We start from the raw sequence: 22,415 nt of genomic DNA, 5'->3' as shown, positions 1-22,415 counted from the left end.
CTCGTCGTCACCAACCACGCGCTCTGGCTACCACCGGTCTGCCTTGCGACGGGCAGGGCCTTGCCCGCTGGCGGAGCGGCGAGCAGCGGTCCGTTGGATCGCGCCCGCCGCCGGCGTGGACGAGCTACTTCTTCTCGATCTTGGTGACCGTGATCGCGCCGTTGACGCGGTCGGCCTCGAACGTGACGTTGTCGCCGGCCTTCACGGCCTTGAGCATGGCCGGGTCCTTGACCCGGAACACCATGGTCATGGCGTCCATGTCGAGGTTCTTGATCGGCCCGTGCTTGATCGTGATCTTGCCGGCGCCCTCGTCGATCTTGACGACGTGGCCGTTGACCGGCGCTGCCTGGGCAAGAGCCGCCGCCATGCCGCCGAAGGTGATGGCCGCAGCCGCGATGAGCGTGGTGGTGAGCTTGCGCATGTGAGTCTCCTTTTGAGGTCAGCCCGTCATCCCGAGCGCCCCTTCGACAGGCTCAGGAGAGGGATCTCGCGAAAATGGCGCACCGTGCGTCTTCCGCAGGAGATCCCTCGCTGCGCTCGGGATGACATTCATTTCACGATCACCGTGCCGAACATGCCGGACTCGCGGTGACCGGGGATCAGGCACGAGAAGTCGAACGTGCCTGCCTTGGTGAACTTCCAGACGATCTCGCCCGTCTTCTTCGCCGCCAGGCGCTTCGAATTCGGATCGTCGTGCTCCATGTCCGGGTTCTTCTTCATCTCCTCGCCGTGCTTGAGGTTCTCCTCCAGCGTGCCGAGAACGAACTCGTGGTCCTGGCCGCCGGCATTGCGCAGCATGAAGCGGATCTGCTCGCCGCGGCGCACCTCGATCTTGTCCGGGATGAACAGCATCTTGCCGTCGGACTCGTTCATCGCGATCTGGACGATGCGGGCCGGCTTCTTGGGATCGCCCGGCTCGCCGTAGGCGGTGTCGGCATGGCTGTGGCCATGGCCGCCCGGCCCGGCGAGCGCCACACCCGGCATCGCCAGCGCGGCGATGACGGACAAGACAAGAGATGATGAACGCATTGCCATCCTCCGTGTCGATCAGTGATGGTTGTGGCCGCCGCCGGACGGCTTGACGGCGCGTGGCAGCGGCCCCGTGACCTTGGGCACCGGCTGCGGCGCCTGCGGCGCCCTGGGCGCCGGGTCGGCCGGCCCCTGCCATTCGTAGGCGACCGTGCCCCTGGGGTGCGTGTACCAGCCGGGGTCGCTGTAGTCGTTGGGCGCCAGGCCTTCGCGGATCTTCATCACCGTGAACATGCCGCCCATCTCGATCGGGCCGAACGGACCGAAGCCCGTCATCATCGGCAGCGTGTTGGCCGGCAGCGGCATCTCCATCTCGCCCATGTCGGCCATGCCGGCGCTGCCCATCGGCATGTAGTCGGGCACCAAGCGGCGGATCTTCTGCGTCACGGCACGCTTGTCGACGCCCACGAAGTTGCGCAGGTCATGGCCCATCGCGTTCATCGCATGGTGGCTCTTGTGGCAGTGGAACGCCCAGTCGCCCGGATTGTCGGCCAGCATGTCGAAGGCGCGGATGGCGCCCACCGGCACGTCGATCGTGGTCTCCGGCCATTGCGCGCTCTCGGGAACCCAGCCGCCGTCGGTGCAGCTCACGCGCACGTCGTGGCCGTGGACGTGGATGGGATGGTTGGTCATGGTGAGGTTGGCGATGCGCACCCGGATGCGGTCGTTGAGCCGGATGGGCAGCACGTCGATGCCCGGGAACACGCGGCTGTTCCAGGTCCACATGTTGAAGTCGGTCATCTCGGCGACCTTCGGCATGTAGCTGCCGGGCTCGATGTCGTAGGCACTCATGATGAAGACGAAATCGCGATCGACGCGCCGGAACTTTGGATCGCGCGGGTGCACGATGAGCATGCCCATCATGCCCATGGCCATCTGCACCATCTCGTCGGCGTGCGGGTGGTACATGAACGTGCCGCTCTTCTTGAGCTCGAACTCGTAGACGAAGGTCTTGCCCGGCCTGATGTGCGGCTGCGTCAACCCGCCGACGCCGTCCATGCCAGACGGCAGGATGATGCCGTGCCAGTGGATCGTGGTGTGCTCGGGCAGCCTGTTGGTGACGAAGATGCGCACCTTGTCGCCCTCGACCGCCTCGATCGTGGGGCCCGGCGCCTGGCCGTTGTAGCCCCACAGATGCGCCACCATGCCGGGCGCGAACTCGCGCACGACCGGCTCGGCCACGAGGTGGAACTCCTTCCAGCCGTTGTTCATGCGCCACGGCAGGGTCCAGCCGTTCAGCGTGACCACCGGCTGGTAGTCGACGCCGCTGGTGGGCACCAGCGGCGGCTGCGTCGCGGGCTTGTCCATGACCGGCGCCTCGGGGATCGATTGCGCCTGCACGCGGCCGCTGACCGCGGCCGCGCCCAGCAGCGCCAGGCCCGAGGCTTCCATCAGATTGCGTCGTGAGATGCTCATGGGATGGTCTCCGTCACTCAGTGGGCGGCGGCGGACACGGCAGCCGGCGCGGCGCTCTCGCCGCTGCCGCCACCGCTGCCGGCGCCGCCGCCGATGATCGCTGCCTGGAAGTCGACGTCGGCCAGCAGGAAGTCGCGCCGCGCCTCGATCGCGGCCATGCTGCTGGCGATGCTCTCGCGCACCGTGGTCAGGAGCTCGAAGACGTCGATGAGCATGCCGTTGTAGCGCAGCAGCGCCTCGTCCGAGACGATCTTGCGCAGCGGCAGCACGCTGGTCTGGTAGCGGCGCGCGATCTCGTAGGAGGCGCGGTACGCCTGCTGGGCGGCCCGGGCCTGCGAGCGCACGTTGACGGCCTTCTCCGCCAGCCGGTTCAACGACCGCAGATAGGCCTCGCGCGCCCGGCGCACGCCGGTCTCGCCGAAGTCGAAGATCGGGATCTCGAGCCCCAGCTCCGGCCCCAGCTTGTGCGACCGTTCGGTGCCTTCGGCGCCCTTGCTGCGCTCGAAGGTGCCGCCGCCGCCCAGCTCGAGCAGCGAGATGTAGCGCGTGGCCTGCGTCAGGCCCAGCGCCTTGGCCGTCGCATCGAGCTCGCGGCGGGCCATCAGCACGTCGACGCGCCGCTGGATCGCCTCGACCTCGACGTTGGTGGCCGGATCGAGATTGCGCGGCAGCGGCGGCAGGCTCGCCGGCAGCTTGAAGTCGATGTCCTTGCCCCAGGCGCCCAGCGCCCTGATCAGCGCCTCGCGGTCGGTGCGCGCCCGCAGGCGCGCCTGCGCCAGCTGCACCGCGATCTCGGCGTTGAAGGCGCCGGCGCGCGCCTGGTCGAGCTTGCTGGCGGCGCCCGTCTCGCCCAGCCTGGTCATGAGGTCGGCCGCGGCTTCGGCCGACAGGCGTGCCTGCACCAGGTAGTTGACCAGCTCCTGCGCGGCGACGGCGCGGATCCACGCCCGCCGCGTCTCGGCGGCGAGCCGGAAGGTGGTCTCCACCGTGCGATACTGCGCCTGGCTGAACTCGCGCGCGGCGATCTCGCTGCGGGCCGGCAGGGTGAACAGCGCCAGGATGTTCAGCACGATGCTGGCCTCGATCTCGACGCTGCCCTTGCCGGCCGTGCGCGCGATCGACACCACCGGGTTGGGCGGCAGGCTGGCGGCGACATAGTCGGCCTCGGAGACGCCCAGGTCGTTGTACGCGGCCTGCAGGCCGCGGTTGTTGAGCAGCGCCACCTGCACGGCGCTGTCGCTGGTCAGCGGCGCGGCCAGCAGCGCATCGACGCGCTCGCGCGCCCGGCGCGCGTCGTCCTCGCTGGTGATCTTGACCACGTCCTTGGCGATGGCGCCGCGCGCGGCGTCCTGCACGGCGGACATGCCGCCGTCGGGCGTGAACTGGGCGCAGCCCGAGAGCACGGCGGCGCTGGCGACGGCAATGGCGAATCGGCGCGCGATCACGGCGTCCTCCGGGGCGCGACGCGATCGTTCATGTCACGCCACGACCTGGGCTCGACCGGCCGGTAGTCGGTGGCGCCCGAGGTCACCGGCACGTAGCGCGGCGTGGCGACAGGCACGGCGCTGTCGGCCGGATCGGGGCCGATCGGATCGGCCGGCAGGGCGGCGGCGCACCCGCCCAAAGCCAGGGCAGCGGCGGCCAATACGGAGATCTTCATGCAGTCCTCGTGTCCCGGCGTTCCGCGGCAGGCGCGGTGCTGGACGTCAGCTGGAGTCAGGATGACGGTGCCGGCACGGCGCAGTGCACGCGCATGCGAGGCTCAGCGCTCGGCTGCGAGGACGCCCGACCGCCCCTTTCCCTGGGGAAAGGCGTGTCGGTTCTCCTGATGACGACGGGAAGAGAAGAAGACGTCAGGCGTCGTCAGCCGATGGGCGCGATGCCCGGCTTCGGTGGCCGGTCCAGGCGCGTGACGAAGGCCACGAAGATCCCGTCAGCAACACTGCTGTCGCTGGTGACATGCACCCGGGGCGACCAGGCGCTGATCAGCGGCGACGACGGCAAGGCCGGAGCGCACATCGCCACGCAGCACATCGCGGATGGGCCCGGCGTGGCGCCATGCGTATCATCGGTATCGACGGGCGCCACCTCGGGTGTCGCCGGCGCGTGTCCCGACACGGCGCGATCGCCCGCCTCGTCGTGACAGCTCGGCGCCTGGGTGTGCGCATGCGTGCTGGCGGCGCCGTGCGCCGCCACGGGCGCCACGTACGCGACGATCGCCAGCCACGCCAACAGGACGCGGAAGAGCCGCAGACAACCGAACATGACGCGCAACCTAATGAGCGATGATGGCGTTCGCAAGACGCTCCGTTCACCCTCCCACGTGGGAAGCTTCATTCTTTGCGGGATGGAGCCATCGCGCGTGGCGTGTGATCGTGCCGCCGCGCTCTCTGTCATCCCGAGCGTTCGTGATTTTAATCTTCCCCCGGAGGGCAGGGCGATCGCATATGAGCGGGAATGTCGGTTTCGACTACCTTCCCCCGCTTGCGGGGGAAGGTAGCGCGAAGCGCCGGATGGGGGACGCTTCAACGCAAATGGTGCATTCCATCGAGCATCCGCGCTGTTGCACCACCCCCCATCCGTCTCCGGCGTTTCGACGCTTCGCGTCGAAACGCCTCTATCGGGCACCTTCCCCCGCAAGCGGGGGAAGGTAGTCGAAACTAAAATCACAAACGCTCGGGATGACGGGAAGGCCCTTCCCTCGCCGAGGGAAAAATTGGCTACCGGATATACCGGGAATCGAATCCACCTTTGCTTGCAGGCGGTTGGCGGGTCGCCTCCCACTACCGGAAACTACCGCAAACCCTGCCTCACGCATCGCGCGCCTCGCAGAGCCTGGGATGGACCACCCAGCGGACCGGTGGCCTGCCCGGCGGCCTGTGCACGTTCTCGACCGGCCGCAGCCAGCCCTCCGCCACCAGCCGCGCGGCGATGACGTCGGTCTCGCCGGCGTCGCAGGTCCGGCACAGCGCACGGGCACGCAGGTCCTCGCGCGAGACCTGCGTCTTGGCATGCTGCCTGATCCACCGCAGCACCTTGATGTCAGGCTCCCGATCGATGCCGCCGGAACGGAGCACCGCCCGCGCGTGCGGCCACAGATAGCGTTGCCACAGGCCGGCACCGGCCTCCAGCGTGCCGAGCTCCAGCATCGGCGGTTCGGCCGTTCCCTCCGGCTGCGACGCCCAGGCGAGGAATGCCATCACACCGGCCAGGCGCAGCACGCTGGCCGGCCCCTTGCTCCACCACGCCGCCTCGGCGCCATCGAGCCGGCTGGCCGCGACCGCGTGCGCCTGCCGGAAATCCTCGAAGCGGAGGCGCGCCCCGGCAGACAGCGGCACCACGCGCGGCGGCTCCGGCAGGTCGCGCAACCGGGCCAGCGCCGCCAGCGCCGCGGGGCCCAGCGGCGCGGCGCGGTCGGACAGCGCCTGCGGCGGCCTGGGTTCCGGGCACGCAAACAGCAGCCGCGCCGCCAGCCCGTCGTCGCCGGCGACGGCCGCCGCGGTGCTGCCAGGCTCCATCGTGCCCAGAACGGACACGGCGGCCTCCGGCGGGATCGCCGACCACCATCTCAGCCAGGCGGATCGATTGCGATGGCGCCTGACGCGCCGCGCCGTGCTGTCGAGCCAGCCCGCGAGCGCGCCGGGCGCCATCAGGATGCCGCGCCGATGGCCGCGCAGCATGTCGGCCAGCGTCTCGACCGCGGGCTCGCCGGTGATCAGCTGACGCAGCGGCGGCGGCGCCACCGCGTCCGGCGGCAGCTCCGGCGGCTCGGCCCCGGCCATGGCCGTGTTGTGCACCTGCTGGCGCCACCAGCGCGCGACCTGGCGCGCCGACTCCAGCGCCGCGAGATGGCGGTGGCGCGCGGCGTCGCTGGTCGTGCCCAGGCTGTCCTCCAGCACGCGCAGCAGCCGCAGCACCGCCTCCTGGCCGCGCGTCTTGCCCGACGACCGGCCGCCCACCAGCGCTGCCCACAGCACGCAGGGCTCCGTCCACGCCGGCACCGGACTGATGCGCCGCGCCGTGCCGATCAGGCTGGCGCCAACGGCCAGCAGCGCCAGCGCGAGATAGTCGACCGGAGCGCCCGCATCCTGCGCTGCACGCCCGCACCCGTCGCGCCAGAACGCCGGCAGGACCCCGACCGGGAACGCCGGGAGGTGGCCGCGATGGCCGTCCAGCAACGACAGGTCAGGCTCGGGCCACGCGCTGTCGGGCGACGGCGCAGGACTGGATGAAACGGCGACGGGGCCGGCAGGGTCTTCGTCGCATGCTTGCTCGTCATTGCCGGGAGCGCGCCACTGCGGGCGGGCAAGCCCACCCTGAAGTGGCGCGCCGGCGCGCAGCGCCGGATCAGAAGCAGTGTCAGGCCATGAGCCGGCCCTTCGGGCCGGTGCGCCACTGGAGTGGCGCGCGCCGGGCGCATCGGGCGATGCCGCGCGATTCGTTTCGCCCCCTTCTTGACGTGGCTGAGCGCGAATGCCGCCGCCCGCGTCGCGCAGCATGGCCCGCAGCGTATCGGGCGTGGTGCCGGCCGGCGGGCTTTTGGCGACATCCCAGCCGTTGGGCCATGATCGCGGCACATCGACCTTGGCCACGGTGCGCGCGACACTCTGCAGCCGGGTCTGCAGGCGCGCCATCGCCGTCAGGCCCGCGCCGTCGTTGTCCGGCCAGAGAATGACGTCGCGCCCCTGCAGCGGCCCGAGATCGGCCTTGTTGACGGCGTTGCTGCCGCCCGGCCAGCTCGTGCACACATGGTCGGGGAACAACACGCCGGCGGCCTCGGCCGCCGTCTCGCTCTCGACCACCAGCACCGGCGCATCGGGCCGCGCCGCGAGCGCCGCCGCGCGATAGAGCGGCAACGGCGGCAGTGGCTCGTGCCAGTAGCAGCGCTCGCCGTTGCGCACCGCCGGCATGATGATGATCCGGCCGGTGCGGTCGACGAAGTTGGCGACGGCGAAGCCATCGGTGTAGCGCCACCACCGCAGCGGCGTGCCGTGGTCGGCATGGGTCAGGTCCGCGAAATCGCGTGCGCTCATGGGGCGCCACTCAATCATGGTGGAAGGGATGCCGGCCGTTGCGACGGCGGCGGCGGACATGCTGCTTGACGGCAGCAGCCGACGGAAACGCCCGTGCTACGGCCCGGCGGCGGCGTGCTCCGTGGCGTGGAGCGGACGAAGCGCCCGATATCGACCCGGCGGCGGCCTTGCCCCTTGCGACGGGGCCCACGAAAACGCCCGTTGGCCCCGGCGACGGGAACGCGAACTCAGATCGGACTCATATACCATTCTCGATGGGAGAACAAGGACTTTGTTCCAGGCGGGGTCAGGTCCGCCTTACCCGTTTCAGCCTGGCTTGACCCAAAGCTGACATTGACCACGATTGCCTGTGATGGGTCCGATCCCTAGAGTGCAAGGCATAGGGTGTGATTTGGGGGACCCGGGTGCCCCGCGAGCAGCGACGACTGGCGGCGATCGTGTCGGCCGATGTGTCGGGCTACTCCCGCCTCGTGGGCCGTGACGAAAGCGGCACGCTCGCGGCACTCAAGACGCTACGGCGTGAGCTGATTGACCCGAAGATCAGCGAGCATGGCGGCGGATCGTGAAGACGATCGGCGACGGCCTGCTGCTGGAGTTTGCCAGCGTGGTCGACGCGGTGCGCTGCGTCGTAGACATGCAGACGGCCCTCGCCGCGCACAATGCGGATGTGCCGGCGGAACGCCGCATCGAATTCCGCATTGGCGTGAACATCGGCGACACCATCATCGATGGCGACGACATCTTCGGCGACGGGGTGAACGTGGCGGCGCGGCTGCAGGAGCTGGCGGCGCCGGGCGGCATCTGCGTCTCGGGCCGGGTCCAGGAGGACGTGCGCGGCAAGCTCGACATCGCCTTCGAGGAATGCCGGCGAGCGGCCGCTCAAGAATATCGCCTGGCCTGTACGGGTCTACAGGCTGAAGGCGAGCGGTATGGCGCCGGCGGCACCGACGCCGCAGTTGTTTCTGGCGCTCCCCGACAACTACCGCGCGAGCGGTTTAGTCCCCTGACCCTAAGCTGCCGTCCTGAGCCCATTGCCGTGATTGCACTCGATTTCGGCTGCGTGAAATAGGTCATAGTCGTTGCTGAGTTGCCCATTTCTCGCGCAGACTTGGCACTGCCGTGAAAAATCTGTTCCGGTCTCACATCCTACCTTGCAGCATCTCCAACACGTCGGTGCATGCGACGCTCGCGCGAAGAAGTCGGTCGCGATCAACTTCGCGGACGTGAGCAATCTCATTGCGGACCGGCGCGATCTTGCCGATCGCAGCGAGGAGGCGTTGCTTCGGATCCTCCGCCCTGCTGAAGCGAGCACGGGCCTCCTGCTGGACGTCCTTCGAAAACAGGAGAAGCGGTAGCTGAGCGAGGTAGAGGTAGTCGACGATACTCAGCGGCGCCGATCCTGCGGGGCGCGCCCGGAGCGCACGCGCGAGGGCCTCGCGTTCGCGCTCAGGTATGCCCTCCTCAATCTTCCGAGCGGCCGCCTCTCCGAAACGTGCAGAGTAAACCTCACGAACAACGCCACGCAGTGCGCGCTCGGTCTCCACAATGCGTTGCCACACGGCTTCGGCGCCTGGCAGAAACCACGGCGGCGTGAGCGGCGGAGCGTCTGGCGCGGCCCCGAGTTGACGGAACGCGACACGAATGATGTCCGCCATCCTTCGCCGCCGCTCGCGGAGAAACTCCGCGTACTCCATCGACTCCCATCCCAGTGGAAGGGCGTGCTCGGCGCACATGCGGCCCCACTGATTGTCGTCCATGGCGAGCCTCTCGCGTAGACGTGGAACGTAATCCGCGGGACCCCGACTGCCGATTACACTGTTCTCGTGCCAGCCGATGTCCGCCAGATTGGCGACCTGGTTAACAAGGCGACGCTCCTGGATCCCACGCGAGTGGAGCCATGTTGTCGGAAACAGATGGTGAGCTTCGCTGGCGGTCCGGCCACCACCTGCGGGCGGGTCGAATAGGTTTCGAAGGAGCTGGTCCGAGAAAAGCGCCCGCGTTCCGAGAACGACCTGGGCGGCTCGGAAGGCAAGTGCCGCTGGTGCCCGCGCCTTCTGCGTTTCCAGCGCAGAGACGAGAGTGTGTGTCCAGTAGTCGCCTGTGAGGGTCTCGCCCATCGTGTCGTCGAGTGCGCGCACGAAGCCGTCAGCGTCATCAGCTCTTAGCCTGGTAACCCGAGCCAAGTCCTGCTCAAAGATGGTCTCCGACGAACCCGAATAGCGCGCCGTAAGCAACGACCCGAAAAGCCACCGCGCGATCATCTCGTCGAGCTTGCTCTTCGGGACACCAGCTTTTCGGCCACGGATGTAGAAGGCATAGGCGTTCACGATGGCGTTCTTGGAGGCAACGAGCGCCTGGCTGACGAACCCCGCATGCTTGACGCGAAGCAAGTAGTCGCGCCACGGCGTGGGTTCCATGCACTCCTTCGCTGCATCGTCGAGTTGGCCCAAGCGTTTCAAGCGTCCGGCGGCGTCTGCTTCGCCGGTCGCCGGATCGACGCCGCGAAGATAGCGATAGACGGCCGACATTCGTGCGCGACCAAAGGCGACGCCGCACACGGCCCGCAGAAGCTGTTGTGTATCGATCCCAACGACCGTTCCCAGGGACATCGCGCGCGAGCGCTCCTCGATTCGCTCGCGCAATTCGCCATGATAAACGGAAAGTAGCGTTAGGACAAAGTCAGCTTGGCCGAGGCGCGTTCCCTGATTGTTGATACGGACGAAGATCTCGGCGACGTCTTCCTCCGTAATGCTCTCGTCCGGCGTTGTCGCCGTCTTCCGCAGGTCCACCGTGGGGAACCGGTAATCGCTGATCGCATGCGCACGACCGAGATTGCGGTCCACGGCATCCTCGTATTTGTCGTCGACCGCACGACCCTTGTCCCGAAGCCCGCTGATGAGATCGCGCCGGAGCTGTGATGGAAGGCGTTTCCCGTCCCAGAGCTCGGTCACGTTCGGCAGGAATTCAGGGTCATTGCGGATCGCTGCGTCGGCAACCTCGAATCGTCCGTCGCGCGGCCGGAATGCGATCATGATCTTTCGCATTGCACCGTCTTTGCCGACGACTTCGACCCCCCGCATCACGGCGTAGAGGGACGTGAGACGCTGCTGACCATCAATGACCAAAGTCGTGGCTCGGAGGCCTGGTCTTTCCGCTCCGAGGGCACGAGCGTCCCTATCGCTGGATGCATGCCAGAAGACGAGCGTCCCCACAGGAAAGCCCAGGAGAAGCGAGTCAAGCAGATCACGCACCTTAGTGTCTTCCCAGACGAAGGGTCGCTGCAGGTCAGGCAGAGCGATCACCTCACGCTCGATGTCGCTCATCAGCGACGCAATGGAGCGCTGACCATGCTCAAAGATCGGCGCACGCCCGCGCACCCGAGGCTCGCGCGAAGCGCCAATATCGTCCTCGTCCGTGGCATCGTCGAGTTGTTCGGACTCCTGGGCCCCGGCTACCGGCTCTGGCTGCGGCAACTCGCGGCCGACGACACTGCCGATGTATGTTACCGCTTCAGGGGCATGATCTTCGAGACTCACCGAACGCCGCACGCGCGCCATCGCCAAGTCAACGAAGCTATCGAGCCCATCCTTGAGCGAGGCGAGAGCTTTCGGCGCGTGCTCCACGGGCAACGTCAGGATCAGGCCTCCAGGAACTTGCTTGAACTCCGAGTCTTCCTCGGTCTCGGCTCCGAGAGCGCCGCGAACATCGTCACCAACAGGTCCGATGACGCTGACGCGCATTTTCGACCGCCCGACTTCGCATGCTAGCAAACGGCCCGTCATGAGCCGAAGGCCGTGCTCGGTCTCGCGTATGTACCATGCGTTGCTGCGCTCCTCATCGGCGCTCTCGATCGCTGACGCGAGAAAGTTCAAGGCCGCACGGCGCATCGGCTCATTCGGAATTGATCGTTCTATCGTCTCGCGGACCCTCTCCTCGACGCTTGCGCGCTGATTCCATGTGCCATCGGCGGTGTTGAATGTCGCGGGCGGATCCTCGCCCGCGACTTCGCCCCCGGAACGGCCCTTTCGGAAGTCCAACATCTCGGGGAACCGAGTCTCCAGGAAAGCAACATCAATGACCGTAGGTTCGCTAGCGAGTACGTCACGCCCACGATCCGTCAGTTGGAAGCGTCCCGGCCCAACGGCCTGGAGCAGGCCAGCCTTCTTGAGGTAGGTCAATGTCCAGCCGACTCGATTGTACAGCCGCGTCCCTCCGCTCTTGAGAAGTTGCGCTCGGTCATCGTCGGAAAGCTGAAACTCTTGGGCCAGCCGCTCGACTGCTTCGGCCATGGTATGCTGCTCACCGTCGCGTGCCAGCTTCAACAACGGAAGCATCAAGGTCTGGAAGTCGGGAACAGCCATGTTGTACCTCTATTCGCAAGAACTACGCGATTGTGTAGTGCCTGACAGTAGGCATGGCCGCTGATCCATTGCCCCCGAGCAAGCGGCACATTCCGCGGCCAGCTGGCAACGAAACCTATCTTGATTTCTGGTTCTTCCGGAAGAGGCCGCAGTTTTCCGACAATGTTAAAGGGTTCTCGGACGCCCGCCGCGTGAGGGACGATGCCGCAGACTCGAGCGGCAGGCGTCCGAGAAGCCTCAAAGGAGGAAGCCGCGGGGCGAGTTCGCCCGGTGCTGCCGCGCGCTATGGGCATAGTGAGGTTGGCAATTGTGCGCGGTCGGCTGGACCGAGCGAGTTGGGGCGAGATGAGGTTGTCGCCGGTGGGGACGAAGTGGCAAGGCGAGCCACTTGAGAGAGCACCGATATCGGACTGATATGCAAGAGGGTGGGCCGAGGCGACGCTGAGGCGAGCCTGCGCGTCGCCGGTCGATGACCGCCGGTGAGAGCGGGCTGCCATGGGGGTCGTACTCCAATGAGCGGCGTCATGATGTGTCGATCCTGATCGGGCTGGGCGGACGGGTTCTGGGTGCGGAGCCGTGTTCGAACGTCTCGATGATGATCATGCGGCCACCGCAGCACGAGCATGGAGGGCGTGCGCCGGTAGCTCGTCGGCGTTGGTGTCGGCGTTGCGGAGCTCATGCTGCGGTGTCGGAACAGCCAGCAGATAGCGGACGCCGGCGAGGTTCTCGGCGCGCTCCCCATTGGCGAACAGACCGTAGTGGCGGATGCGGTGGAAGCCGCTGCACCGTGCGGGCGATCTTCGTGACACCATGTGCTGATGACGTATGAGGCCAAGCGGAACCTCGAGGACATCCATCGGGCTTGCACGTCCATGCGCAAGCTCGCCTGATGCTGTCACGCTGCCGTCTTGTTCTGCCAGCCTCTGTTGTCGGCCTCGAAGACGGCGCGACAGGCATCACCGTGGTCGCGCTCGTCAGCTTCCTGCAGTTCCTTGATCACGCTCAACACGAAGCTCGCGCCGTCGATCCTGGATGCATATGTCGTCCGAACGGCGATGTCCTGCATGACATTGAGCGTCTTGTCGCGCGCCTTCTCCCATCGGATGACAGTCGCGCGGTCGATTCCCAGGAGTTTCGCCATGTGCTCCTGTGACAGGTGAAGCATCACACGCAGGAACCGGACCTCCTGGCCGCGTAGCGGTCGGTTGTCATTCACGATGGAACGTGCGATCGCCCGGTGCAGGTCGTCGGCGCGGTCGATCTTGAAGCCTGGACCGTATTCGGTTTCCTCGGCCTCATAGCCGTTCCGCAGCCATACGTTATCGAGGCCGCACTGCGTGTAATGGAACAGGTCATCCCGCTTCATGACCCAAAATCCTTCCACATGACCGTCCGGACGATCAGCCTTCTGTCGTCCCGAATTATGACTGTTACCGCGCAAGCATGGCGACCGCCGGGCATCCGAGAGGCCATGACGGCTTGCCAGTGGCCTTTCTCGTTTCTTACGGGATCGCCGAACACCTGCCCTGTCTGCAAAATCCGATAGATGGTTGGCGTATCGATGATCTCGATTTCCGACCGCTCATCGAGCCTCTCAAATGCATGGTTCGTGATGACGACTCAGCCGGTGTCTGCTGCCCATTCCCGGATGATGCGTTCCGCCTCGTCGGACCGCAGGTTGTCCCATCTGGGTGGGCGGCGGATCGGTATCGGGTCCGTCACGATGTTGCATCATGTCACATCACGATTGATGTTGCAATATGCAACATCAATCAGCCTATGAAAAGCGCGTCAGGCCAACGCGGACATCCTGAAGAAGATCAAGCCGGCTCTGGAGACGGCCTGCCCCATGACGAAGGCCGTTCGACCGCGCCGACCAGGACCGGGTCGTGCGCACGGCCCTGCAGGCATTCGGCACGATGGCTGAGTCGGGCGCGGTCGTCAGGCTCGCGGCGCGCTGGGACGACAACGGCTGGCGCGCCGCCGCGGCGTCGACGCGCGGCGCCGACACGCGCATGCCGCGCGCTGCCACGCCGCCCATCCAGGCCGCTCCAGTCCTATTCAATTGTCGCGCCGATCCAAGACCGCCCGGGCCGAGGAAGCTAAGACGGTCGCGAAATTGGTTGAGTACACACTTTCTTTCTTGCCATTTTCTTGGACGCGGACCGGCGCGAGCGTCGCCCGCGGAGGAGGTTTACATGTCGCTCGCAGTCTGGGCCAACGCAGAAGATGTTCCAACGAAAGTATGCACCAATGCGCGCCTCGGCGGCGCGCCGTTGCCGCACCCGACCGATCCCGACGCCAAGACCCACGGACAGGGCGGCTGGGATGTCGGCCTTCGTTTTGCAAACATCGACCATCTCGCGGGTCAACTCGACAAGCTTCGGATCAGCCTTCCGCCGCACATGTGCCCCACGCCGCCATCGGCCGGTCTCTGGTCCCTGCCCGGCTGCACGTCCGCGCCATGCAGGCCCGGTGAGTTTGTGACGCGATTGGCCATCGTTGCTCATGGGCTGCCCGGCAGGATCTATCTCGGTGGCCAGCCCATCTCGGAGGAAAGGGAACTCATGGCGTTGTCGGTAAAGAACCTCGGCAACCTCTCCTCCAGCCTGATGCGCATCTACTGGGGGACAGAGCAGCGTGCGACAATCCTGTTCATGGGCTGCCTGGCCGGCCAGGGAAAAAAAGGCGACGACCTGCTGATGGCGCTGTCGGGGCTTTGGCCAAACCGAACGATCGTTGCCTTCACGACCGTAGGATACATGCTGGGGCATAAGATGCTTCGCCCCAACGAGACCTGCATGGAACCCGGCATGCGGGATACGGAGTATCTTTACAGCGGGTCGCTGGAGGGTCAGCAGGACGAGCCGAAAAGCCGCTGGAGAGATTTGGAATGGATGCCTTGGGCCTCTGAAAGCTCGCCGGACGCCAAGGTCATTTTGAATGGGCAGTTTCTGCGGAGGCCGATACGCGACAATCCGTAGGACGCGCGAACCAGGTCGCAGCGAGCATGCCCGCTCGATCACGACGACTGTCTGCCAGTTCCGCACCCGCCCTGCTTCCTCAAGCGAGGCTTGAGGGCTACAACCGCGCGAACGCGAGAAGCGGTCCGATATCGTGGTTGTCTGCCGCGCGCAGCGCCTCCACATAGCGCCTGCGCAGCTCGCCGGTATCGGCAAGGCTGCCGCCTCCCCAACTGAACGGCGTTCCGCCAAGCCGCTCGATGAGAAGATCGGCCATCAACCGCGAGTGCCGCCCGTTGCCATTGGGAAAGGGTGGATCGCCACCAGCCGGTGATGAAAGCGCATGGCGAATCAGGCTACAGCTTGATTTATGACGTATAGATTCAGGTTGAAACCTGGTTTTTTGGAGCGAGAGAATCGCCAAGCTGGAATTTCCTCCAAGGCCCTTCAAGCGATCGCGCTTGCGTTGGCCCGCTGCAGATCGAAGGGATCTTCAGGCAGCAGGCGGTGGACGTCGCGCTCCTCGTGCCCATCTGACCCGTCTGCCACCAGACCGTGAGTCTGGCCGCCCGACACCTCGAAGCGCTGGGCATCCCGATGCTCTGCCTCGGCAGCGCGCTCGACATCCTCGAGGCGGGCGCACCGCCGCGCGCGGTCTTCGTCGACTATCCGCTGGGCCACAGCGCGGGCAGGCCGTTCGACCGCGCCGACCAGGACCGGGTCGTGCGTGCGGCGCTGCTGGCATTCAGCACGATGGCTGAGCCGGGCGCGATCGTCAGGCTCGCGGCGCACTGGGACGACGACGGCTGGCGCGCCGCCGCGGCATCGACGCGCGGCGCCGACACCCGCATGCCGCGCGCTACCACGCCGCAATATCAGACCGAGGATGACCGACGGCTGGCCGAGGCACCGGCGCGACGGTGATGGTGACAATCGAACCGCAGCAGCAGAAGGGCGTCCGGCCTCTCCTGGCCACCGCAGGCGGTGGCCAACTCATAGGTGCCCACGCTTCCTGTCACGTCCGGGGATTGACGCTCTGCACCGTGCGGGCGATCCTCATGACCTTGCGCGGCTCAGCCGCAATGACATGGGGCAGCAGACGCGCGGCGCCGGTGGGTTCGCGTTGCCCCTGCTCCCACTTCACCAAGGTGTTGAAGGGGATGCCGGACACGTTGGCGAACTCGTGCTGATTGAGCCCGGTGGCCGAGCGCATGGCCTTGACGTCGACCGGCTTGATGCGGATCACCCGACCGGCCCGGCTCTCGTCGCCCTCGGCATAAGCGATCGCATCCTGAATGCCCGCCATGGTGCTGTTGAATGCTTTCCTGGTCATCGTGCGACCCGCCATGGTCCAGGCAGGGCGATCGCATATGGTTGGGGGGTGGTGCAACAGCGCGGGTGCTCGATGGCATGCACCATTTGCGTTGAAGCGTCCCCCATCCGGCGCTTCGCGCCACCTTCCCCCGCAAGCGGGGGAAGGTAGTCGAAAGCAGACACGCCCGCCACGCCGCGGCGCGTCTTCGATATCGGATGCTGCCGGCCCTCAGGCGGCGCGGCGGCGCTGGCCGAGGCCCAGCCGCGGCCGCACCCAGGCCGCCAGCTTGGCGATGGCGTCGTCCGCCTCGGGCGCGACGCCGGCCAGGAAGTGGAACACGTGCTGCATGTCGGGGAAGACGTCGAGCGTGACCTCGACGCCTGCCTGGCGGGCGTTCTCGGCCAGCCGGCGGCTGTCATCCAGCAGCGTCTCGTCGGCGCCGACCTGGATGTAGATCGGCGGCAGGCCCTTCAGGTCGGCATGGACGGGGCTGGCCAGCGGATCGCGCGGATCGCCGGCAGCGCCGAGGAACGTGCCGGCCATGGCCTTGATGATGCCGCGCGACACCAGCACGTCCTTGTCGGCATTGGTCTCGAAGGTCCTGCCAGTTGCTTCCATATCGGCCCACGGCGACAGCGGCATGGTGGCCGCAGGCATCGGCAGGCCTTGCTCGCGCGCCCGCAGCAGCGTGGTGATGGCCAGCCCGCCGCCCGCCGAGTCGCCGGTGAGCGCGATGTGCCGCGGCGCGATGCCCTCCTTCTCCAGCAGCCAGCGATAGCAGGCCACGGCGTCGTCCACCGGGCCGGGATGCACCGATTCAGGTGCCCGGCGGTAGTGCACGATGAGGGCGCGGCAGCCCACCGCCTTGGCGATGTGGCCGAACACCTTGCGGTGCGTGTACATCGAGCCTGTGACATAGCCGCCGCCATGCGTGCACAGCAGCACGCGGTCGGCGGCGCAGCCCTTGGGCACCGCCCACAGCGCCGGCACCCCGCCGGCATCGACCTCGATCGCATCGACGCCGCCGGGCTCGGCCGTGATGTCGCCCCAGTGATCGAACATGCGGCGCAGCTCGTCCAGCGGCATGGCCGGGTCGGCGGCCATCGCGGCCACCCACCCCTTGTACAGCGTCTTGATGTCCTGTGATCCCTTGCTGGGCATGGCACGTCTCCCCTACTCGGCCGCGGCGCGCTGCCGCGGCGCACCGACGAAGTCGCGGCCGACGCTCGGCAGCTCGACCTTGCCGCCGCATTCGCGCACGATCACGGGCATCACCTCCTCGGCGAAGAGCTGCATCTGGTCCTCGATCTCGCGGCCCTCGAAGCCGCCCAGCTCGAACCAGGCCAGGAAGGAGAAGTCCTCGTAGCCGCATTCGGTCTTCATCTTCATGATCTTGTCGATCACGAACTGCCTGGAGCCCTGGATCGCGATCTCGCGCTCACGCAGCATCTCCGCCGTCACCTTGCGGTTGAGATCGAACATCGGCTCGTCCAGCCGCGCCAGCACGGCCCCGAAGCCGAACGGGCCGTAGTAGTCGAACTGCAGCTCCATCGCCCGACCGGCACGCTCCAGCGCCTGCTTCTCCTTGCCCGGCGTGGTGACATGGATGTAGCGGCTGGTCATGATGCCGCGCCGCTTGGCCGCGTCCCAGCCATACTTGAAGCGGCCGCGGTTGTGCATGTCGGGCCAGCCGTTCTTCTCGGCCTCCTCGTAATAGATGTCGATGTTGCGCCGCAGCCGGTCGTTGGGCTCGACGATGAAGACGCCGTTGACGCCCTTCTGCGCCGCCCACTTGATCGAGCGCGAGCTGGTGAGCGGTTCCCACAGCTGCGGATGCGGCTTCTGCAGCGGCTGCGGAAACACCTGCAGCTCCTTCAGGGTCGTGGTCGTGGCCAGCACCGGGCTGCCGACCGAGTACATGTCGGGCTCGCCTACGGCCAGCACGTCCTCGATCGAACGCTCGACCTTCTCCATGTCGAAGTAGGCCAGCGTCTGCTTGTGGTTCCACTTGGTGTAGGTGGGCGGGATCGAGAAGTTCTCGCCGCGATGCGAGAAGGACGGCTCCGTCCAGCACTTCTTGACCAGCGCGATCACCTCCTCGAACGCCTTGCGGTTGCGCTCCTGGTCCTGGATGGTCGAGCCATAGGGCCGGCCCAGCACCTCGTTCTCGCGCGGCTGGTAGCCGCGGCCCACGCCGCATTCGACGCGCCCGCCGCTGATCACGTCGAGCAGCGCCACCTGCTCGGCGAAGCGCACGGGGTGGTGCCACACCACGATGTTGGCGCACTGCCCCAGACGTATGCGGCGCGTCTGCGCGGCGATCGCCATCTGGGTGAGCAGCGGATTGGGACTCATCTCCGCGCCCTCGGGCTGGAAGTGGTGCTCGGTGAGCCAGAACGACTGGAAGCCCAGACGCTCCGCCAGGATGCCCTGGCGCACTTGGTTCACCAGCGTTTCCTGCGCGGCGGCGTGCACCTGCTTGAGCGTGCCGTCATTGACGGTGGTGCCGTCCTTGGTGGTGATCACCGGCAAGCTCGATGCGCCGTTGTTGAAGACGCCGATTTCCAACATGTCCCGATTTCCTCCTGCGACTTGCTTGCGGCGGCATGGGATGCCGACCAGGGACTCAAGCGCAACGGGCATGCCAAGAGGCAGAGTCGTTGTCCCACAATGGCTTGGCGCCGCGACGCGCGATCAGGATCGTTGCGCGACGGGACACGTGACGCTCCAGGTGTAGCAAAACGCTACACCCACATCGGTTTACAGGCCGCCGTGCCCACACCTATCCTCGCGCCCAACAAATCAAGGCACCGGGGGCATTCGCATATGACCTCGCTGTCATCCCGAGCGCCAGCGAGGGATCTCCTGCGGCAAGGCGCACGGCGCGCCATTCGCGGGAGATCCCTCGCTACGCTCGGGATGACGGTAGGGGCATATGCGAATGCCCTGGGGTCCTCGGGAGGAGCGTGGCGATGAAGACGATGTCGTTGGCGCAGATCTGTTCGAGGGATTACGAGCGCACCGTCGGGCGCGTGTGGGAGCGGTTCGTCAACGACTGCCCGGTCGACGGCGAGGCGGTGCGCGACGTCGTCATGGAGTCGTGGCGACGCTGCCGGCAGCAAGGCGTCGATCCCGGGACGCGGTCGGCACCCATGCACGTCGCCGGCGCCGGCGTCGAACGGCTGCAGCTGGAAAACGCGGATCTGCGCGACGCGGTGCGTGCCTGCATACCGCCGATCGTGCCTTACCTCGTGGACTCGCGCACCATCCTGATCACCAGCGATCCCAACGGCACGCTTCTGTCAGTCGATGGCGACCCGCAGCTCACCGACCGCATGGCGGCGGACCACATCCTGCCCGGCGCGGCCTGGCATGAATACAGCGGCGGCACCAATGCGGTCGGAACGGCGCTGGCGCTGGGCAGGCCGCTGCACATCCATGCGCAGGAGCATTTCTGCGAGGTCGCCAAGCGCTGGAGCTGCGCGGCGGCGCTGATCCGTGACGCCGACGACGGGCGCATCCTGGGTGCCGTCGACGTGACCGGCCCACCCGACACGGTGAACGCGCAGACCTGGCCGTTCGTGATGTCGCTGGTGGGCCAGCTTCAATCGCACCTGCTGGACCGGCGGCTTGCCGAGCGCGCACGCCAGGTGGCGCTGTTCGAGAGCACCGTGCCTGACCACGAAGCCGCGGTGCTGCTCGACCTGCGCGGCCATGTCGTCGCGCAGACGCCGGCCGCGCGCCCGGTCCTGCGCGCCCATGGCATCGATGCCGCCAGGCTCGCGCGCGTGCTGGCCGCCGACCGGCTGGCGCGCGACGATCTCGTCCGCCTCGCCGCCCGCGTGCCCGGCGTGCGGCCGGAATGGCTTTCGCCGCTGCGCCACCAGGCAGGCAGCATCGGCATCGTGCTGCGGCTGCCGCCGCGCATGCGCGCCGCTGCCACGCAACAGGCCGCGCCGATGGTGGCGCCGGCGTTCCAGACGCTCGCCCTCTCCTCGCCAGCGCTCGTTGAGCTGCTGCGCCAGGCCGAGCGCTTCGTGCAAACCAGGACGCCGATCCTGCTGCAGGGTGAGACCGGCACCGGCAAGGATGTGCTGGCCCGCGCGCTGCATGCGGCGGGGCCAGGCCGCAACGGCCCCTTCGTGCCCATCAACTGCGCCGCGCTGCCCAAGGAGATCCTGGCCAGCGAGCTGTTCGGACATGGCGAGGGTGCGTTCACGGGCGCACGCCGTGGCGGCGCCCGCGGCCGCTTCGAGCAGGCGCAGGGCGGCGTGCTGTTCCTCGACGAGATCGGCGACATGCCACTGGATCTGCAGCCCTACCTGCTGCGGGTGCTCGAGGAGGGCATGGTCTGGCGGCTGGGCGACGGCACGCCGCGCCGCATCACCGCACGGGTCATCGCCGCCACCAACCGGCCGCTGGACCAGGATGTCGCGGCCGGTCGTTTCCGTGCCGATCTCTACCATCGCCTCAACGTCGCAGCGCTGACCGTGCCGCCGCTGCGCGAGCGCGCCCACGACATCCCGGGCCTGGCGGCGCATCTGCTGCGCGAGGTCGCCGCAGGCGCCCCCATGCTGCGCATCGCGCCCGAGGTCATGGACACGTTCCGCCGGTACCGCTGGCCGGGCAATGTGCGCGAGCTTCGCAATGCGCTGGAGCGCATGGCGCTGCTGTCGAGCGACGGCGTGCTGCGCGCCGAGCACCTGCCGGCGGCGCTGCGCGACGGTGCCGGCAGCAGCCCCGGCGCCACGGCGACGATCCGCGATGCGGAATGGCAGGTGATCGAGGTGACCCTGAAGCGCGAGGGCGGCAACATCAGCCGCGCGGCACGCGCGCTGGGCGTCGCCCGCACCACGCTCTACCGGCGCTTGCGCGACCAGGCGACGACGGGGCACCGGGTACGATACGGGTGATCAGGCCGCCGCAAGCCGGCCGAGGATGCATCCCGACCGTCGCGCCGCTCAGGCACGCGGACGTCAGAGCATGTTCCGATTGAATGGCATCACCCCCGTCATCCCGAGCGCCCCTTCGACAGGCTCAGGAGAGGGATCTCCTGCGAGTGGCGCACCGTGCGTCTCACGCGGGAGATCCCTCGCGCTCGGGATGACGGATGTATATCGACCTACGATTCCCACCTCCAGGCTCGAACCGCCGCCGCTCATCGCCCTGGCTGCCGCGACGGGCTTCCCTTTCGGTGCCGACAGTGTATTGATGGACATCATGGAGCCACAGCCCGTCCGCTATATCGAAGCCATCACGCAGCGCTACGCCAGCCTCGGCTACGCGCCCTATCGCTGGTACGTCGCGGACGAGAAGCCGCCGGTCGCGCCGCTCCGCAAGCCGCTGGCCGAGTCGCGGCTGGGGCTGCTGACCACCTCGGGCTGCTACGTCGCCGGGCAGGTCGCGTTCCACTACAAGGATGACGCCTCGGTCCGGCGCATCCCGATGGACACGCCGCCGGAGCAGCTGCGCTTCGCGCATATCACGGAGAACTACCTCGAAAGCGCGCGCCGCGACCCGCAATGCCTGGTGCCGCTGGCGGCGCTGCGCCGTCTGCGCGACGAGGGCATGGTGGGATCGCTGGCCGACGACGCCGTCTCCTGCATGGGCGGCATCTATTCGCAGCGCCGCGTGCGCGAGGAGCTGATTCCGCAGATCGAGGGCATCCTCAAGCAGCAGGCGGTCGATGTCGCGCTCCTCGTCCCGATGTGACCCGTCTGCCACCAGACCGTGAGTCTGGCAGCACGACATCTCGAGACGCTCGGCATCCCGACCCTCTGCCTGGGCAGCGCGCTGGACATCCTCGAAGCAGGCGCGCCGCCACGCGCGGTCTTCGTCGACTACCCGCTGGGCCACAGCGCCGGCCGGCCGTTCGATCCGGCCGACCAGGACCGGATCGTGCGAGCGGCGCTGCAGGCGTTCGGCACGATGTCCACGCCCGGCGCCATCGTCCGCCTCGAAGCGCGCTGGGACGATGACGGCTGGCGCGCCGCGGCGGCATCGACGCGCGGCGCCGACACCCGCATGCCCCGCGATACGACACCGCAGTACCAGACCGAGGACGACCGACGGCTGGCCGAGGCCCGGGCGCGGTCGTGAGAACCGCGCCGGGTCAGCGCAGGTTCTCCTGCAGGCGATAACAGTTTCACAGCGCAGCCCTTGGCCGCAACCAAGGACAGGAGCCCGCCACACGCGCGCTGTCATCCTGAGCGCAGCGAAGGATCTTTTAGACCGTCGCTTCGCACGGGCACGCCCCGTCGAGATGCCGTACGCCGTCATCATTCCCGTGCGATAGCAC

The 22,415-nt window shown here is 67.4% G+C and carries 20 protein-coding genes and 2 pseudogenes; 7 read left to right on the top strand and 15 right to left on the bottom strand.

Annotated elements, in window-relative coordinates; translation table 11 throughout:
- Positions 1 to 124: 124 nt before the first annotated feature.
- The 7 genes from FHP25_RS05200 to FHP25_RS05170 form a co-directional block, all read right to left on the bottom strand.
- The gene (locus tag FHP25_RS05200; RefSeq protein WP_147845838.1) at positions 125 to 421 is read right to left on the bottom strand and encodes a copper-binding protein; all 297 of its coding nucleotides are present in this window, start codon (positions 419 to 421) and stop codon (positions 125 to 127) included.
- A 128-nt stretch (positions 422 to 549) separates the two neighbouring features.
- Positions 550 to 1,029, bottom strand: coding sequence for a cupredoxin domain-containing protein (locus FHP25_RS05195; protein ID WP_147845837.1), 480 nt, complete (start codon positions 1,027 to 1,029; stop codon positions 550 to 552).
- An 18-nt stretch (positions 1,030 to 1,047) separates the two neighbouring features.
- Complete coding sequence (locus tag FHP25_RS05190; protein ID WP_147845836.1) at positions 1,048 to 2,445, bottom strand: multicopper oxidase family protein; 1,398 nt, start codon at positions 2,443 to 2,445, stop codon at positions 1,048 to 1,050.
- A 17-nt stretch (positions 2,446 to 2,462) separates the two neighbouring features.
- Positions 2,463 to 3,890: a TolC family protein gene (locus tag FHP25_RS05185; protein ID WP_218578191.1), complete on the bottom strand. Its 1,428-nt coding sequence runs from the start codon at positions 3,888 to 3,890 to the stop codon at positions 2,463 to 2,465.
- Positions 3,887 to 4,105, bottom strand: a complete 219-nt coding sequence (locus FHP25_RS05180; RefSeq protein WP_147845835.1) for a hypothetical protein — start codon at positions 4,103 to 4,105, stop codon at positions 3,887 to 3,889. The genes FHP25_RS05185 and FHP25_RS05180 overlap by 4 nt, the downstream gene beginning before the upstream one ends.
- 203 nt (positions 4,106 to 4,308) lie before the next feature.
- Complete coding sequence (locus FHP25_RS05175) at positions 4,309 to 4,710, bottom strand: hypothetical protein (RefSeq protein WP_147845834.1); 402 nt, start codon at positions 4,708 to 4,710, stop codon at positions 4,309 to 4,311.
- A 545-nt stretch (positions 4,711 to 5,255) separates the two neighbouring features.
- On the bottom strand, positions 5,256 to 7,478 hold the full coding sequence (locus tag FHP25_RS05170) for a DUF3987 domain-containing protein (protein ID WP_147845833.1): 2,223 nt from the start codon (positions 7,476 to 7,478) through the stop codon (positions 5,256 to 5,258).
- A 404-nt stretch (positions 7,479 to 7,882) separates the two neighbouring features.
- Between FHP25_RS05170 and FHP25_RS42395 the strand changes: the two genes are divergently transcribed.
- Together FHP25_RS42395 and FHP25_RS42390 are read left to right on the top strand one after the other, a co-directional pair.
- Positions 7,883 to 8,044 (top strand): hypothetical protein, encoded by a 162-nt coding sequence (locus FHP25_RS42395; protein WP_218578190.1) that lies wholly within the window; start codon positions 7,883 to 7,885, stop codon positions 8,042 to 8,044.
- Positions 8,041 to 8,547: an adenylate/guanylate cyclase domain-containing protein gene (locus FHP25_RS42390; RefSeq protein WP_218578189.1), complete on the top strand. Its 507-nt coding sequence runs from the start codon at positions 8,041 to 8,043 to the stop codon at positions 8,545 to 8,547. The genes FHP25_RS42395 and FHP25_RS42390 overlap by 4 nt, the downstream gene beginning before the upstream one ends.
- Positions 8,548 to 8,617: 70 nt before the next feature.
- On the opposite strand, the gene FHP25_RS05160 is transcribed toward FHP25_RS42390, so the two are convergent.
- From FHP25_RS05160 to FHP25_RS40675, 4 genes and pseudogenes are all read right to left on the bottom strand, one after another.
- Positions 8,618 to 11,839 carry a GmrSD restriction endonuclease domain-containing protein gene (locus FHP25_RS05160; protein ID WP_147845832.1) on the bottom strand — a complete coding sequence of 1,074 codons (3,222 nt, stop codon included), beginning with the start codon at positions 11,837 to 11,839 and terminating at the stop codon, positions 8,618 to 8,620.
- 522 nt (positions 11,840 to 12,361) lie between these two features.
- A pseudogene (locus tag FHP25_RS05155) lies at positions 12,362 to 12,618 on the bottom strand (IS91 family transposase); the annotation flags it as partial.
- 116 nt (positions 12,619 to 12,734) lie between these two features.
- Positions 12,735 to 13,205, bottom strand: a complete 471-nt coding sequence (locus tag FHP25_RS05150; protein ID WP_147845830.1) for a helix-turn-helix domain-containing protein — start codon at positions 13,203 to 13,205, stop codon at positions 12,735 to 12,737.
- Positions 13,206 to 13,616: 411 nt separating this feature from the next.
- A complete protein-coding gene (locus FHP25_RS40675; protein WP_178133312.1) occupies positions 13,617 to 13,880 on the bottom strand; it encodes a hypothetical protein in 264 nt (87 codons plus the stop codon).
- A 157-nt stretch (positions 13,881 to 14,037) separates the two neighbouring features.
- Here FHP25_RS40675 and FHP25_RS05145 point away from each other — a divergent pair, with 157 nt between their 5' ends.
- Positions 14,038 to 14,823, top strand: a complete 786-nt coding sequence (locus FHP25_RS05145; RefSeq protein ID WP_178133311.1) for a DUF4347 domain-containing protein — start codon at positions 14,038 to 14,040, stop codon at positions 14,821 to 14,823.
- A 97-nt stretch (positions 14,824 to 14,920) separates the two neighbouring features.
- Here FHP25_RS05145 and FHP25_RS05140 read toward each other — a convergent pair.
- Positions 14,921 to 15,150, bottom strand: a pseudogene (locus FHP25_RS05140) (mobile mystery protein B); the annotation flags it as partial.
- A 207-nt stretch (positions 15,151 to 15,357) separates the two neighbouring features.
- Here FHP25_RS05140 and FHP25_RS05135 point away from each other — a divergent pair.
- Positions 15,358 to 15,726 carry a hypothetical protein gene (locus tag FHP25_RS05135; protein WP_147845828.1) on the top strand — a complete coding sequence of 123 codons (369 nt, stop codon included), beginning with the start codon at positions 15,358 to 15,360 and terminating at the stop codon, positions 15,724 to 15,726.
- A 91-nt stretch (positions 15,727 to 15,817) separates the two neighbouring features.
- Here the strand turns inward: FHP25_RS05135 and FHP25_RS05130 are convergent, their stop codons facing one another.
- The 3 genes from FHP25_RS05130 to FHP25_RS05120 all read right to left on the bottom strand — a co-directional run bounded on the left by FHP25_RS05130 (position 15,818) and on the right by FHP25_RS05120 (position 18,688).
- Positions 15,818 to 16,135, bottom strand: coding sequence for a helix-turn-helix domain-containing protein (locus FHP25_RS05130; RefSeq protein WP_218578186.1), 318 nt, complete (start codon positions 16,133 to 16,135; stop codon positions 15,818 to 15,820).
- A 210-nt stretch (positions 16,136 to 16,345) separates the two neighbouring features.
- A complete protein-coding gene (locus FHP25_RS05125; RefSeq protein ID WP_147845826.1) occupies positions 16,346 to 17,278 on the bottom strand; it encodes an alpha/beta hydrolase in 933 nt (310 codons plus the stop codon).
- Between the two features lie 12 nt (positions 17,279 to 17,290).
- Positions 17,291 to 18,688, bottom strand: coding sequence for an LLM class flavin-dependent oxidoreductase (locus FHP25_RS05120; RefSeq protein WP_178133310.1), 1,398 nt, complete (start codon positions 18,686 to 18,688; stop codon positions 17,291 to 17,293).
- A gap of 401 nt (positions 18,689 to 19,089) precedes the next feature.
- Between FHP25_RS05120 and FHP25_RS05115 the strand changes: the two genes are divergently transcribed.
- The 3 genes from FHP25_RS05115 to FHP25_RS05105 all read left to right on the top strand — a co-directional run bounded on the left by FHP25_RS05115 (position 19,090) and on the right by FHP25_RS05105 (position 22,216).
- Positions 19,090 to 21,030, top strand: a complete 1,941-nt coding sequence (locus tag FHP25_RS05115) for a sigma-54-dependent Fis family transcriptional regulator (RefSeq protein WP_147845824.1) — start codon at positions 19,090 to 19,092, stop codon at positions 21,028 to 21,030.
- Positions 21,031 to 21,337: 307 nt separating this feature from the next.
- On the top strand, positions 21,338 to 21,829 hold the full coding sequence (locus tag FHP25_RS05110) for a hypothetical protein (protein ID WP_147845823.1): 492 nt from the start codon (positions 21,338 to 21,340) through the stop codon (positions 21,827 to 21,829).
- 18 nt (positions 21,830 to 21,847) lie between these two features.
- Entirely contained in the window at positions 21,848 to 22,216 is a 369-nt protein-coding gene (locus FHP25_RS05105; RefSeq protein WP_147845822.1) for a hypothetical protein, read from the top strand.
- The last annotated feature ends 199 nt before the right edge of the window (positions 22,217 to 22,415 follow it).

Origin of the sequence: Vineibacter terrae, from assembly GCF_008039615.1 — a bacterium.
GTDB lineage: Bacteria > Pseudomonadota > Alphaproteobacteria > Reyranellales > Reyranellaceae > Vineibacter > Vineibacter terrae.
This window is presented reverse-complemented; position numbering and strand designations above follow the sequence as displayed.